Genomic DNA, 13,886 nt, shown 5'->3' with positions numbered 1-13,886 from the left:
TCAAAGCTATCGGAACCGTAACTCTTGACAGTAAAGAAGCCATAGAGGCAGCCAGAGCAGCATATGATGCCCTGTCAGAACCGGCCAAAGGAAAGGTAAGCAACCTTTCAAAACTGGAAGAAGCAGAGGCAGCTTACGCACAGATGGAGAGTAATGCGGCAGCAGTGGATGAGTTAATCAATGCCATTGGAACGGTAACAGAAGATAGTAAAGAAGCTATCGAGGTAGCTAAAGCAGCATACGATAAGTTGTCTGAAGAAGAGAAAAAACTGGTAACAGAATATCAGACTCTGAAAGAAGCGGAAGCAAAATATCAGGAAATTACAAAAGATGATACGAAAGAGCCAGAGCCGTCAGAAAAACCGGAAACACCAGAAAATCCGGGACAGGATACATCAAAGGACCCGAATACTAATAATTCGGATGGGGATCAGGAAGACAATGGTAAGAGCGATGTTGTAAAAACCGGTGATGAAACTCCGGTTATGCCGATTATAGTAATTGTAGTTGCAGCAGGCGCAGCGGTTGTTCTTATCAGCAGGCGCAGAAGAGCATAGTGAAGAGCATAGTGATATAAAATTATGCAGACAGACTTAAAAAGAGAGCCCTCAAAACAGTTGTTTTGGGGACTCTCTTTTTACTGTATAGGAAATACTGTGTTGTGATAAAGCTGAAAAGTACCGATTCCTATAGAGCAAAAAAACGCTCCGCTGAGGATCGCACTGCGGCGGAATGGAATCATGTCGCAAAAGCGACCCGCCGCAGGCGGAGAATCCTGCCGTGGCAGGATTCTTTTTTTGGCAGGGGACCGCTCCCTTATTGGAAGATTCCATAGTCCTTTAGAATTGTTTGGACAATTTTTTGGGCAGTACTGCCGGAGGCGCTGTCTTTATCTTCAATATGAGCCGCGAAGAAATAAATATTTTCCGATTGTTCTACATACCCGATAAACCATCCGGTGCGGGCAGAGTCAGAAGTCTTTCCGCTTCCTGTTTTCCCGTACAGACTGCTTTGGCTCTCCTGTGACAGGAACAGGGATTGTTTTACTGCCTGAATATTTTCTTCTTTGTATCCCCATTCATTGCAGTAAAGATTTCTCAGAAAGTTTACCTGCTCAAGGGGGGAAATTTTTAAGGTAGACTCCATCCAATAGCTGTTAAGTCCGCCGCTGATATCCCCGTTTCCATAGGAAAGCTCCCGATAGCCTTTTAAAAGCTGCACAGCTCCTGTTTGGGCGTCCAGATTTTGAAAATACCAGTTGACGGAGTTCTGCATTGCAGAGGTAAGTGTCTGATCCTGATTCCAGGATTCGTATGGCTGCGGCGAGTTGTCCCAGGACCTTAAGCTGTCTTTGGGCGTTATTACACCGGCATTTAAAGCCAGCAGGGCTGCAGCCGCCTTATAGGTAGAATCTGGAGAAAACCGTTTTTGGCTCAGCTTTTGGTTGTAAATCTGATACTGATCTTTCGATTGATCGTACAGGACAAATGTCCCCTGGTATCCCTGAAAATAGGCGGACAAATCGGTTGTCTGAACCTGTCTGCTGTCAGGCTGATAACCAGAAGAGGAGCCGGCAGAAACTGTTAACAGAGGGCTGACCAGAAAAACCAGAAAGGCAAATCCTGCCAGAAGAACTGCTGTCAGCTGTTTTTTACGGGCCGGTGCAGTTTCGTAAGATGCAATCAGCAGAATCCTTTTTTTCATCTGTGAAGTTTTCTGACCGATTCCGGAAACCGGGGAAAAAGCTGTTCGTTTTAACATCTGATCAGCAAAACGGATGATTGCCTGAGCGTATTCTAGATGCTGCTGGGAGCCTATATGGCTGATTACGGCATAATCGCAGGCGCTTTCCCGGTCTGTTTCAAACTGCCGGAAAGCAAGGTGTACCAGGGGATTAAACCAGTACAGGATTCGAAAGATACAGATTAAGACATTGCTCCAGGCGTCTTTTTGACGGCAGTGCTGCAGTTCATGAAGCAGGATGCAGTGAAGTTCTTTTTCGGAGAGCATCAGATCTATGTCTTCCGGTACCAGGATTTTAGGGCGGAAAATACCGTAAGTAACAGGAGAAGAAATACGGCAGGATGTAAGCAGCCGGCATCTGCCGGAAAGTTTCATCTCTGCGCAGCATTCACGGTACAGTGTGTACAGCTGCGGATGTGTGGTCTCAGAAACGGGAAAGCTGTTTATTTGAATGTTGAAAAGCCGTATGCAGCACGCAAGTGTCAGCCCTGCAGTGCAGAGCATTCCGCAGACCCATACAATCAGCAGCAGTGTTCCAAGGTGCTGCCAGAGACCGGGTTGGGAAGAAACAAAAATATCTTCCACCCAGTGGCGGTTAATAACAGAAGCATCAGAAAAAACTGACGGGGACAGACTGCCGGCGGCTAAAGTGCCGGACCGGGAAAAAAGGCCTTGAATCCGGCGGGACAGATCCGATATTCCCAACGGGAGAAAGGGGATACTGATCATGGCCAGATAAAAATACCAGAACAGGTACCGGCTGTTTACAGTAGTGTGCCTCTGTAAATAATGCTTGGCGGTGAGAATGATTCCTGTCAGGATACATATAAAACCGTTGCATATGATAAATTGCATGATAAAGTTCATGTTATTCTCCTGATTTCAGCTTTTGGCTGATGATAGTCTGCAGTTCTTTCAGTTCTGTTTCAGAAACAGAGGAATCCGATAAAAGGCTTGAGATCATCAGGCCGGCATGTCCGTCATAAAAACGGTCCAGAAATGATTTGTTTTCCTGAGCCTGATAATCCTCCTGGCAGATCAGAGGGGTGTAATAATACATTCGCTGTCTTTTCTCATAAGTAACCGCTTTTTTTGCTGTCAGTCTTGTGAGCATCGTGTGAATGGTTTTAGCGCTCCAGTCATGCTCCGGCATGAGAGCGGTGCAGATGTCATTAGTGCTGATAGGAGCTTTTTTCCATATCACCTTCATAATTTCATATTCCGCTTCGGAAATCTGCGGCAGTTTTTTCATAACGGACAATTGCCTCCTGTCATAAGTCTTACTTTTGTAATAGTATAAAAAGAATAGAGGATTCTGTCAACCAACAGAATGCTATCCGCATATGATAAAGGGAGGAGAGATAAAGAAAGCGAGAAAATATGGAACGTGGAATTGATGTTGCCAGGTGGCAGGGAGTGATTTCCTGGGATAAAGTCAGAGATGACGATGTCCACTTTGCAATTTTAAAAGTAACAAATAAAAATAACCAGCCGGAAGAAATGTTTGAAAGGAACTACAGTGAGGCCAGCAGAGAAAAGCTTCCCCTGGGAGTGTATCATTATGTATACGCAAAGACTGTGGCCCAGGCAAAAAGGGAAGCACGGGCAATTGTAAAAATTATAAAGGGCAAAAAAATTACCTGCGGCGTCTGGCTGGATATGGAAGATGCATCTTTGCAAAAGCTAAGAAGCCGCCGGCTGGAAAGAATTATAGAGGCCCAGGCCGGTATTTTGAAAAAAGCGGGTTACAAAACCGGAATCTACTGTAATAAAGAATGGTATGATAATGTTTTAGACGGGAAGAAGCTTTCCCGGAAATATCCGTTCTGGATTGCACGGTACCCCATATCAGATCATGGAGAATATATGGAAGATTCTCAGTTGAATCCAAGATCCTATGCCAAAATGTGGCAGTATTCATCTAAGGGTAAAGTAGAGGGAATTAAAGGAAATGTAGATCTGGATATGGCTTTTGTAAATCTTCAGGAGCTGATGCGGTATGAAAAACCCACGGCGCCGGATATCCGTTACAAAAAGGGAGAAGTATATACTCTTAAGACGGACTTAAAGGTCAGAACAGGACCGGGAGTGAAGTACCGTCAAAAACGCAGAAACCAGCTGACGGCGGAAGGTAAAAAACATTCTTATCCTCAGACCATGGCTGTAATGAAAAAAGGAACCCGGGTTACCTGCAAAGCCGTGAAATATATATCGGGCCGGGAAATCTGGATGAAAACTCCTTCCGGCTGGATGGCGGCTGTATATGACGGCAAAGTTTATATTTCAAAATAAATAAAGGGTTTTAAGATTATACAAAAGAGGGTACAAAGGAATACGGAAGATGAATGCGGCGGGAGGGCCGTATCGGAGAATGTGTACCCCGCATTCTCCGATTTGTATGTAAAAAGGAAAGTTATCACAGGCCGCTGCACGGTGTGGGAATGTGTCAGGCCACGCTGATTTCTATGATAAAAAACGGTGTTCTGGAATGAAAATTACCAGATTCCAAGGATCCGCTGGGAAATCAGGCTGACGGCAGTGATTCCCATCCAGCAGCACAGTCCCATAAAGATTGGTTTTCCGCCGGTTTTTAAAAGCTTTACAATGTTGGTATTCAGGCCGATGGCCGCCATTGCCATAATAATAAAAAATTTGCTCAGTGTTTTTAACGGTTCAAAGGCTGCGGCCGGTATTCCCAGAGATACAGCGATAGTAGTAATGACAGATGCGCCTACAAAAAACAAAATAAAATAAGGAAATATTTTACTGAAATTTACTTTTGTATTCTGGCCGGAAGCTTTGCGGGAGCGGAAAAAGGCCAGAAACAGGGTGATGGGGATAATGGCCAGTGTCCGTGTCAGTTTAACGGTAACTGCTTTGTTCAGCGTTTCATTTCCAAGATGGTAGATGGAATCCCAGGTGGATGCAGCAGCTGTAACGGACGATGTGTCATTGATTGCTGTTCCGGCAAATACCCCAAAGGCCTCTCCGTTTGAAGCAGAGAAACCTATCAGGCCCCCAAGCACCGGAAATAAAAGGGCTGCAATTACATTAAAGAAAAAGATTACGGAGATAGCCTGAGCGGTTTCTTCATCGTCTGCCTGAATCACCGGAGCTGTGGCAGCAATTGCAGAACCTCCGCATATGGAGGAACCTACTCCCACAAGTGTTGAAATTTTTGAGGGAATATGCATCACTTTTTGAAGGATTGCGGCAATCACAAGGGATGTTGTAATGGTAGCTGCAATAATCGGAAGAGACTGTTTTCCGATTTCCAGAATCACATTCAGATTCAGCCCAAAACCAAGTAGTATAACAGCATACTGAAGTATTTTTTTGGATGTAAAAGTAATTCCTGGCAGAAGTGTGGTTTTATCTTTCAGGAAAATTGTAATCAGCATACCAAGAAGTATGGCAAAGACTGGTCCGCCAATGACAGGTACAAGCTTTCCAAGAAACATGCAGACAACTGCAATTGCAAAACAAAACAGGATTCCCTGCCAGATAGATGTTTTTTTCATGGATATGACCTCCCGATATTTTTGAGATTATGTTAGCATAATTTGACAATTAATAAAAATTATATATAATTATTAATTAATAAAAAAACTTTATGGAGTGAGATATGTTAGATTATAGGATTGATACATTTCTGACTGTCTGCCAGGAGATGAACTACACAAAAGCTGCTCAGCTGCTGAATATTACTCAGCCCAATGTAAGCCAGCACATCAAATGGCTAGAAGAGCGGTATCAGCAGAAGCTGTTTGAATATCAGGGAAGAAAGCTGGTGTTAACAGCGGCGGGAAGGCTTCTGAAAGAGACGGCAAAAGCAGTCTGTCATGAAGAAATCATTTTAAAACAGCAGATGGAAACACTGCAGAATCAGAAAAGAGAAATTTTTTTTGGTGTAACAAAATCTGTAAACGAAGGCAGTATGAAGCGCAATATTACAAAATTTATCCGCACCTACGCGGGAAATAAGATCCGGTTTGTGGTGGATAATACGCAGAAGCTGCTTGATGATTTAAGCGATATGAAGCTGGACTTTGCGATTGTTGAGGGAAATTTTGATAAAAGTATGTATGATTATCTGGTTTTATCCCAGGAAGCATTTATTCCGGTATGTGCATCCGGATATCAGTTTCAGCGGCCGGTGAAAGGAATCGAGGATCTTTTTGTAGAACCACTGATTGTCCGGGAAGAGGGCTCCGGTTCCAGAGAAATTTTTGAAAATATGCTGGGCGCTAGAAATGCCGGAATCTGGAGCTTTTCCTCTGTTATGGAAATTGGTGAAATAAGAGAAATCAAAGAGCTTTTGAAAGCCGGAAGCGGAATCTCATTTTTGTATGAGATGGCAGTGAAGGATGAGCTAGAAGAGGGGAGTCTGATACATATACCCCTGACAGATCTGGATATCCGCCATGAATTTGCTATGATCTGGCTGAAAACTAAGCATTTTTCTGACGTATATCATGGGTTTGCAAAGGAGCTGCTGGAATAGCAGTTTGAAAAATCATGGGGATATGAGTTTTTAACACAGATTATCAGATCATCCGTGTTATATGATACAGAAGGAATGCTGCAGCTGCAGCAAAGATAAAGAGGTTTGATTATGAAAAAGAAAAGTGGATATTCTGCTGCCTTTCGCGCAGCATTTCCATATACCATTCCTGTGCTTACCGGATATCTGTTTATCGGTATTGCCTTTGGCATTATGTTTCAGGAAAAGGGATATAATTTTTTGTGGGCCGCATTGATGAGTATTCTGGTATATGCCGGTTCCGGCCAGTATCTGGCGGTTAATTTTTTTGCTCCGGGAGTGACATTATTCCAGGTGATATTTATGACATTTATGGTGAATGTCCGTCATATTTTTTATGGTATTTCCATGCTGGACAGGTTTAAAAATATGGGAAAGAAGAAGCTGTATATGATTTTTTCCCTGACAGATGAAACCTATTCGTTGTTCTTTATTACGAAAGTACCAAAGGATGTGGATGAGAGGAAGTTTCTTCTGGCAGTGGCCCTGCTGGATCAGTGCTACTGGATTTTAGGGTCCGTAATCGGGGCCCTGGCAGGACATCTGCTGCCATTTGATTCCACCGGAGTAGATTTTGCCATGACTGCACTGTTTCTTGTAATTATGACAGAGCAGTGGCTGGCCGGTAAAAATCATATTCCGGCTCTGGTGGGCTTAGGAAGCGCGCTTGTATGCAGACTTATTTTCGGGGCGTCTAATTTTATTCTGCCAAGTATGATCTGCATTTTACTGATTCTTTTATCCTTCCGGAAAGTAGTTGAGGAAAAGGAGGTGGATACAAATGCCCCTTAGTCCCATGCAGTCTTTTGTTATTATTATTGTAACTGCCGCAGTGACATTTGCTACCAGAGTGATTCCGTTTTTACTGTTCCCCGAAGGGAAAGCCATACCAAAGGTTGTGCAGTATCTTGGAAAAGTGCTGCCGCCGGCAGTTATTGGAATGCTGGTTATTTTCTGCTATAAATCCATGCATGTTGTGAAAGCTCCTCATGGAATCCCGGAGCTTGTATGCGGTGCAGTTGTTGTGATCTTACATATCTGGAAACGAAACAATCTGTTAAGCATTGGTGTTGGCACAGTGCTCTACATGGTGCTTGTACAGACCGTATTTGCCTGAAAGGAGGTAGCCTTTGAATTTAAAGAACTGTAAACTTAGTATTGTGATTGACTTTTTTATGCTGACTGCCGGCGCCATTCTGGCGGCCTTTGCCATTGAAGAATTTCTTGTGCCCAGCACGATTTTAGACGGCGGCATGATCGGTGTAAGTATTATGATTAATAATCTCACAAGTCTGCCGTTAAGTGTTTTAACAATTATATTTAATGTGCCGTTTTTAATTGTGGGTGCTAAAAAAATGGGTGTCACATTTATTGTAAAATCGGCGTATGCCATGGTGATATTCTCTGTATTCCTGGAAGTATTCGGCTCTTGGATTAATGCTACAGATGAACTGCTTTTGGCGGTATCCTTTGGCGGTGTCATTTTGGGGGCCGGTGTCGGCCTTGTTATCCGGTTTGGCGGTTGTCTGGATGGAACAGAAACTGTTGCCATTATGCTGAACCGGAAGTTTAAATGGCCGGTGGGAAGAACCGTTCTGATTTTTAATATAGCCATCTATGTACTGGCGGGATTTCTGTTTGGATTTGACCGGGCAATGTATAGTCTTCTTACATACTTTATTACATCAAAAGTGCTGGATATAGTAGAGGTGGGACTGGAAGAGGCAAAGGCAGCTATGATTATTACAGATGAAGGTCTGGAAGTTGCCGAAAAGATTTATCAGCAGATGGGGCGTACTGTAACAATGCTGGAAGGCGAAGGGCTTATCAGCGGGAAGAAGGTTGTGTTGTACTGTGTGCTGACGAAATTTGAGATTTATGAGCTAAAGCGGGTCATTAATAACATTGATGCCTCTGCGTTTGTGGCGGTCAGCGATGTTTCAGAAATTATAGGAAATCATATTAAGAAAAATGCCCTGGAAGATGAAAGCTGTATCCGGAATCCGCAGGGAAAATAATAGAAAAGGAGAAAAGGATGGACGCATTTGTATTGGATAATGGGGTAAAAATCCCGAAAATTGGGTTTGGCTCTTATAAATCAGTAACAGAGGAAAAAAAGGATACCATTTTAAAGGCGCTAAAAGCCGGATACAGGCATATTGATACAGCCTGGATATATGGAAACCAACAGGAAATCGGAGATTCCCTGAAAAAATCCGGGATTCCAAGAAAGGAACTGTTTTTGACTTCCAAAATTCATAATGAACATCTTGGTTATGCTCCGGCTATGCAGGATTTTTCTGAGACACTCAGAGATCTGCAGACAGATTATGTAGATCTTTTACTGATCCACTGGCCGAAAAGCTGTGTAAATGATAAGGACTGGAAAGAAAAGGATCTGAATACCTGGCGGGCGTTAGAAGAGCTGTATCAGAATGGAAAAGCCAGAGCCATTGGCGTAAGCAACTTCCTTCCTCACCATCTGGAGGCGCTTTTGCAGAATGCCCGGATAAAACCTATGGTAAATCAGATTGAGTTCCATCCCGGATATCTGCAGAAATTTACAGTTGATTACTGCGGTGAACAGGGGATTTTAGTGGAGGCATGGAGTCCTCTTGGCCGGTCACGGATGCTGAAAGAGGAGCTGGTAAAACATCTGGCAGAAAAATACGGAAAATCACCGGCTCAGATCTGTATCCGGTTTTGTCTGGAGTGGGGCATTCTTCCTCTTCCTAAGGCATCTTCAAAAGAGCGGATGGAAGAGAATCTAAATGTATTTGATTTTAGCTTGAAAAAAGAAGATCTTTATCAGTTAGCGGAACTGCCTCAGGTGGGATGGTCCGGTGAACATCCGGACCGGGAAAGGATTTATGACGGTGTGGAATAGCGGGGGCTATTCCACGAATTCTAAAAGGGACAGCGGGGCAAGCATATGCACCATACTGCGGATAAAATCCTCCAGGGAAAAAGAATGTTCCCCGCTGATCCATTTCATCACTACTGCCAGAATACCGGCGGTAACAAATTCAATATAATAATCTACAGCTTCTTGTGAGAATCCTTCCGGAATACTCAGCGTGCGGGAAAGCTCTTTTTTTATAATATCCTGCAGTTTGATTGTAAATCCGGGATCGCCGTGGGGGCCTAAGAGCACCTTTAATTTAGAAAAATATTCCTGATAAATCTGAATAATCCCGGAGATAAGGGTGTCTAAATCGCAGGGAGTACCTGAATATTTCATAAGAGGGGTCTCATAGATCTGTGCGATCAGTGACTGCTCTATCTGATCAAGAATATCGTACACGTCTTTAAAATATAAATAGAAGGTCCCGCGGTTGTAGCCGGCCCTGTCTGTAATTTCCCTGACAGAAATCTGTTCAATGCTTTTTTTCTGATACAATTCCCAGAAGGCATCTTTCAGAGTAGCTTTGGTAGTCTCGCTGACAGTTGTTTTTCGGGTCATAAAACAGCCTCTTTCTGTAAATGATGTTATATTTTAGCATGATTCAGTGAAATAATACAAGATTTATACGACAAACTGTGAAACATTGTTGATTGCAAATTCTGTCGAAAATTATTATTATAAAGGCTGTATGAACTATAGAAAGAAGTTATATGGTGTGTCGGATACCTGCAGATGAAAGGAGTTTAATATATGAGTAAGTTCAGCGTCAAACGCCCCTTTACGATATTCGTGGCGGTGGTTGTTTTTCTTATGCTGGGGGCGGTCAGTTTTACAAAAATGACGACGGATCTTCTTCCTGAGTTTAATATCCCCTATGTGGTAGTTATGACTACCTATCCGGGAGCATCCCCTGATAAGATTGAGAGTACAGTTACAAGACCGCTGGAGTCGGGACTTGGAACCTTAAACGGAGTACAGAATGTCACAAGTACATCCAGTGAAAATTACAGCATGGTGATGCTTGAGTTTGAAGAAGATACCAATATGGACAGCGCAATGGTAAAGCTTTCATCAGCGCTGGATCTGGTAACCCTTCCGGAGGGGGCAGGAACCCCTATGACCATGGAAGTTTCTGCAGACATGATGGCCACCATGTATGTAAGCGTGGATTATGATAAGAAAGATATCTATGATCTGACGGATTTTGTGGATGAGACGGTTGTTCCCAGACTGGAGCGCCAGAATGGCGTGGCCAGTGTAGATGAAACAGGGGCTGTCAGCAAAACGGTGGAAATCCGTCTGGATGAAAAGAAAATAGATGCACTGAATGATAAGCTGGCCGCACAGGTGAATAAAAAGCTGGCTGAGACAAAGGAACAGCTGGATGAAGCACAGTCACAGCTGGATGCTGCAAAGAGTAAAATGAGTGATTCCAAAGATCAGCTGAAAAAACAGCAGGATGATACCTCAGATCAGCTGGCATCTGCCAGTAAGGCGGTAGATCAGGCTCTTGCAGCCCAGGCATCTTATGAGGCTCAGCTAAACAGCCTGAAAGCCAGCCAGAAAGCGCTTGAGACAGAAAAAGACGCATATGAAAAGGCCGGTGTAAAAGAAAACTATCAGAAGATAAATGAGACCTTTGCGGGTATGCAGCAGGCAGCCGGCCTGTATGGCATTCCGGCTGATACACTTCCCTCAGATGTAAAAGATGCACTGGAGCATCCGGAAAAGCTTGAGACGCTTCAGGCTTTGATGAAACAGATGGGGCAGGAAGATGCAGTAAAGGAACTGACGGAAGATAACTTAAAACAGATAGATACTATTGTAAATACAAGAATGGGCCAGATAGATACGGCTCTGGCAAATCTTGAGATTGAGATCAAAACTGCCCAGGCGGTGCTGGACGGAGTAAATGAACAGGTGCAGCAGGCTTCTGACAGTTATAACCAGCTGGAGAAGGGCAAAATATCCGCAGCAGCCGGGTTTGGCTCCGCCGATGCGCAGCTTGCCTCAGGGGAAACCGCTCTTTCGGATTCTGAAAAAGAACTGCAGGATGGAATTGATGCATACGAAAAAGCCAGAGACCAGGCATTAAAAAGCGCAAATCTAGATCAGGTGTGCAGTCTTGATACGCTGTCACAGCTGATATATGCTCAGAATTTTGCTATGCCGGCAGGGTATATATATGAAGGGGATACCCAGTACTTATTAAAAGTCGGTGATGAGTATAACAGCGCCGATGAGATGAAAGATACGGTTTTATGTAATATTGACGGAATAGGCGATGTGCGTCTTAGTGATGTGGCGGCCGTGACCTGGATTGACAATTCCGGGAGTGCCTATGCAAAAGTAAACGGCAATCAGGCGGTGCTGCTTTCTGTTTACAAGGCAAGTACAGCGGGAACCTCAGATGTATCCGACCGGTGTAATGATGCATTTGAGGAGCTTGAGAAAGAGTATGACGGGCTTCACATTACCAACCTGATGGATCAGGGCGATTACATAGACATGATTGTACAAAGTGTACTTTCCAACCTGATTTACGGTGCAATACTGGCGATTATCGTTCTGGCAGTATTTTTAAAAAGTGTAAAACCAACCATTGTTGTTGCATTCAGCATACCAATCAGTGTACTGGTTGCAGTAGTATTAATGTACTTCAGCGGTGTAACACTAAATATTATATCCCTGTCAGGCCTGGCCCTGGGGGTTGGTATGCTTGTGGATAACTCCATTGTAGTAATTGAAAATATATACCGCCTGCGGGGCAAAGGGATACCTTCTGCCCGTGCTGCGGTCATGGGCGCAAAACAGGTGGCGGGAGCCATTACTTCGTCTACTCTGACAACAATCTGTGTATTTCTGCCCATTATATTTACCGGAGGGCTTGTACGCCAGCTGTTTGTAGATCTGGCGCTGACAATTGCTTACAGCCTGGTTGCCAGCCTTTTGGTGGCGCTGACCCTTGTTCCTGCGATGAGTTCTACACTCCTTCGGAATACCCAGGAGAAACAGCATAAACTGTTTGACCGGGTGATGGTATTCTATGAAAAAGTACTGCGGTTCTGCCTGCGGCGTAAAGCGGTGCCTCTGCTGATTGCGGCAGCCCTGCTGGCAGGATGCGTATACCAGATTAAAAATACGGGGCTGATTCTGCTTCCGGATATGGGCGGAAATCAGATGTCTGTTACTATGGAGGCAAAACCGGAATTATCAGACGAAGAGACCTTTAAGCTGGCGGATGACGCGATGAAACAGATGCAGGAGATTGACGGAGTAGAAACGGTTGGTATGATGTCAGGTTCTAGTGATGTATCAGGTGCCTCGGCTGCCAGCCTCATGGGAAGCGGGGGAACCCACAACCTTACCGTATATATTCTGCTGGATGAAGAAGCTGCCAAAGATAACAGTCAGATAGCTCACCGGCTGGAGACTGTTATGGCAGGTCTGGACCTTGAGGATTATAGTGTATCTACTTCAAATATGGATATGTCAGCAATGCTGGGAGACGGTATGGCGGTAAACATTTATGGAGAAGATACCGATGAGCTTTTAAAAATCGGCGATGATGTTATGGCTATGCTGAAAGATATCAAAGGCTTTGACAAAATCAGCAATGGCCAGGAGGAAGGAGACCAGACACTGGTCATTTCCATAGATAAAGATAAGGCCATGCGTCAGGGCCTGACTGTAGCCCAGATCTATTCAGAGCTTACAGAGGCTCTTACAACAGAGAAAGATGCCACTTCACTGACTGTAGACCAGGAACAGTACAATGTAAAAATCGTAGATGAAACAGATAAGCTGACTGTTGATAAACTCATGGACTATGAATTTGAAGTGGAAAAAACAGATGCTCAGGGAAATAAAGAAACAGAGACTCATAAGCTAAAAGAATTTGCCACATCTTCAAAGGGACAGGGGCTTGCATCTGTGACCAGGGAGAATCAGAGAACTTATCTGACTATTACAGCTGAGACTCTGGATGGATACAACACCACGCTGCTTTCAAGACAGCTGCAGGAAAAACTGGATCAATACCAGGCTCCGGATGGTTATGATGTTGAAATCGGCGGGGAATCCTCTTCCATTCAGGACGCCATGGGTGATATTATCCTGATGCTGTTTATGGCGGTGGCATTGATCTACCTGATTATGGTGGCTCAGTTCCAGAGTCTGTTATCGCCGTTTATTGTATTATTTACCATTCCACTGGCATTTACCGGAGGTCTGCTGGCCCTCTATATTACAAGACAGGAGATTTCCCTGGTGGCTATGATGGGATTTCTGATGCTGGCCGGCGTGGTTGTAAATAACGGTATTGTGTTTGTTGATTATACCAATCAGCTGCGTCTTGCAGGGATGAGCAGGCAGGAAGCGCTGGTGAGAACCGGTATCAGCAGAATGCGTCCGATACTTATGACTGCCCTGACAACAATTCTTGCCATGTCTATTATGGCAGTGAGCAAAGATGCGGCTTCTGTTATGAGTAAAGGAATGGCCATTACCGTAATCGGAGGACTGCTCTATGCAACGCTTATGACACTGTTTATCGTTCCGGTATTGTATGATCTGCTGTTTAGAAAAGAGCTTAAAAAAGTAGATATCGGAGATGAAAAACTGCTGGAGGAAGATGAACTGACCATTGATGAAATGTAAAGCAGGAGGAAATAACGAAAGCTGTACAGTGTCAGA

The 13,886-nt window shown here is 44.1% G+C and carries 12 protein-coding genes; 8 read left to right on the top strand and 4 right to left on the bottom strand.

Annotated features, from left to right (window positions below; all coding sequences use genetic code 11):
• The coding region (locus OCV88_RS13275) for a hypothetical protein (protein WP_330671968.1) at positions 1-557 on the top strand (557 nt) is incomplete at its 5' end.
• 259 nt (positions 558-816) lie between these two features.
• Here the strand turns inward: OCV88_RS13275 and OCV88_RS13270 are convergent.
• Positions 817-2,610 carry a BlaR1 family beta-lactam sensor/signal transducer gene (locus tag OCV88_RS13270; protein WP_158425928.1) on the bottom strand — a complete coding sequence of 598 codons (1,794 nt, stop codon included), beginning with the start codon at positions 2,608-2,610 and terminating at the stop codon, positions 817-819.
• Between the two features lies 1 nt (position 2,611).
• Positions 2,612-2,995 carry a BlaI/MecI/CopY family transcriptional regulator gene (locus OCV88_RS13265; protein WP_158425927.1) on the bottom strand — a complete coding sequence of 128 codons (384 nt, stop codon included), beginning with the start codon at positions 2,993-2,995 and terminating at the stop codon, positions 2,612-2,614.
• 128 nt (positions 2,996-3,123) lie between these two features.
• On the opposite strand from OCV88_RS13265, the gene OCV88_RS13260 reads away from it, so the two are divergent.
• Positions 3,124-4,035, top strand: a complete 912-nt coding sequence (locus OCV88_RS13260; RefSeq protein ID WP_158425926.1) for a GH25 family lysozyme — start codon at positions 3,124-3,126, stop codon at positions 4,033-4,035.
• A gap of 203 nt (positions 4,036-4,238) precedes the next feature.
• Here the strand turns inward: OCV88_RS13260 and OCV88_RS13255 are convergent, their stop codons facing one another.
• Positions 4,239-5,264 carry a YeiH family protein gene (locus tag OCV88_RS13255; RefSeq protein ID WP_158425925.1) on the bottom strand — a complete coding sequence of 342 codons (1,026 nt, stop codon included), beginning with the start codon at positions 5,262-5,264 and terminating at the stop codon, positions 4,239-4,241.
• 104 nt (positions 5,265-5,368) lie between these two features.
• Here OCV88_RS13255 and OCV88_RS13250 point away from each other — a divergent pair, with 104 nt between their 5' ends.
• The 5 genes from OCV88_RS13250 (at position 5,369) to OCV88_RS13230 (ending at position 9,173) form a co-directional block, all read left to right on the top strand.
• The gene (locus OCV88_RS13250) at positions 5,369-6,247 is read left to right on the top strand and encodes a LysR family transcriptional regulator (protein ID WP_158425924.1); all 879 of its coding nucleotides are present in this window, start codon (positions 5,369-5,371) and stop codon (positions 6,245-6,247) included.
• A gap of 111 nt (positions 6,248-6,358) precedes the next feature.
• A complete protein-coding gene (locus OCV88_RS13245; RefSeq protein ID WP_158425923.1) occupies positions 6,359-7,078 on the top strand; it encodes an AzlC family ABC transporter permease in 720 nt (239 codons plus the stop codon).
• Positions 7,068-7,403, top strand: a complete 336-nt coding sequence (locus tag OCV88_RS13240) for a branched-chain amino acid transporter permease (RefSeq protein WP_158425922.1) — start codon at positions 7,068-7,070, stop codon at positions 7,401-7,403. Before OCV88_RS13245 ends, OCV88_RS13240 begins: the two co-directional genes overlap by 11 nt.
• A gap of 13 nt (positions 7,404-7,416) precedes the next feature.
• Entirely contained in the window at positions 7,417-8,304 is an 888-nt protein-coding gene (locus OCV88_RS13235) for a YitT family protein (RefSeq protein WP_262591314.1), read from the top strand.
• A gap of 17 nt (positions 8,305-8,321) precedes the next feature.
• Positions 8,322-9,173, top strand: coding sequence for an aldo/keto reductase (locus tag OCV88_RS13230; RefSeq protein WP_158425921.1), 852 nt, complete (start codon positions 8,322-8,324; stop codon positions 9,171-9,173).
• A 6-nt stretch (positions 9,174-9,179) separates the two neighbouring features.
• Here the strand turns inward: OCV88_RS13230 and OCV88_RS13225 are convergent, their stop codons facing one another.
• On the bottom strand, positions 9,180-9,749 hold the full coding sequence (locus tag OCV88_RS13225) for a TetR/AcrR family transcriptional regulator (protein WP_158425920.1): 570 nt from the start codon (positions 9,747-9,749) through the stop codon (positions 9,180-9,182).
• A gap of 192 nt (positions 9,750-9,941) precedes the next feature.
• Here OCV88_RS13225 and OCV88_RS13220 point away from each other — a divergent pair, with 192 nt between their 5' ends.
• Positions 9,942-13,850 (top strand): efflux RND transporter permease subunit, encoded by a 3,909-nt coding sequence (locus OCV88_RS13220; RefSeq protein WP_158425919.1) that lies wholly within the window; start codon positions 9,942-9,944, stop codon positions 13,848-13,850.
• Positions 13,851-13,886: the final 36 nt, after the last annotated feature.

Origin of the sequence: Brotonthovivens ammoniilytica (assembly GCF_025566885.1) — a bacterium.
GTDB classification, from domain to species: Bacteria; Bacillota; Clostridia; order Lachnospirales; family Lachnospiraceae; genus Brotonthovivens; species Brotonthovivens ammoniilytica.
Note: the sequence above shows the minus strand (reverse complement) of the source record. Positions and strands in the feature narration are given on the sequence as shown.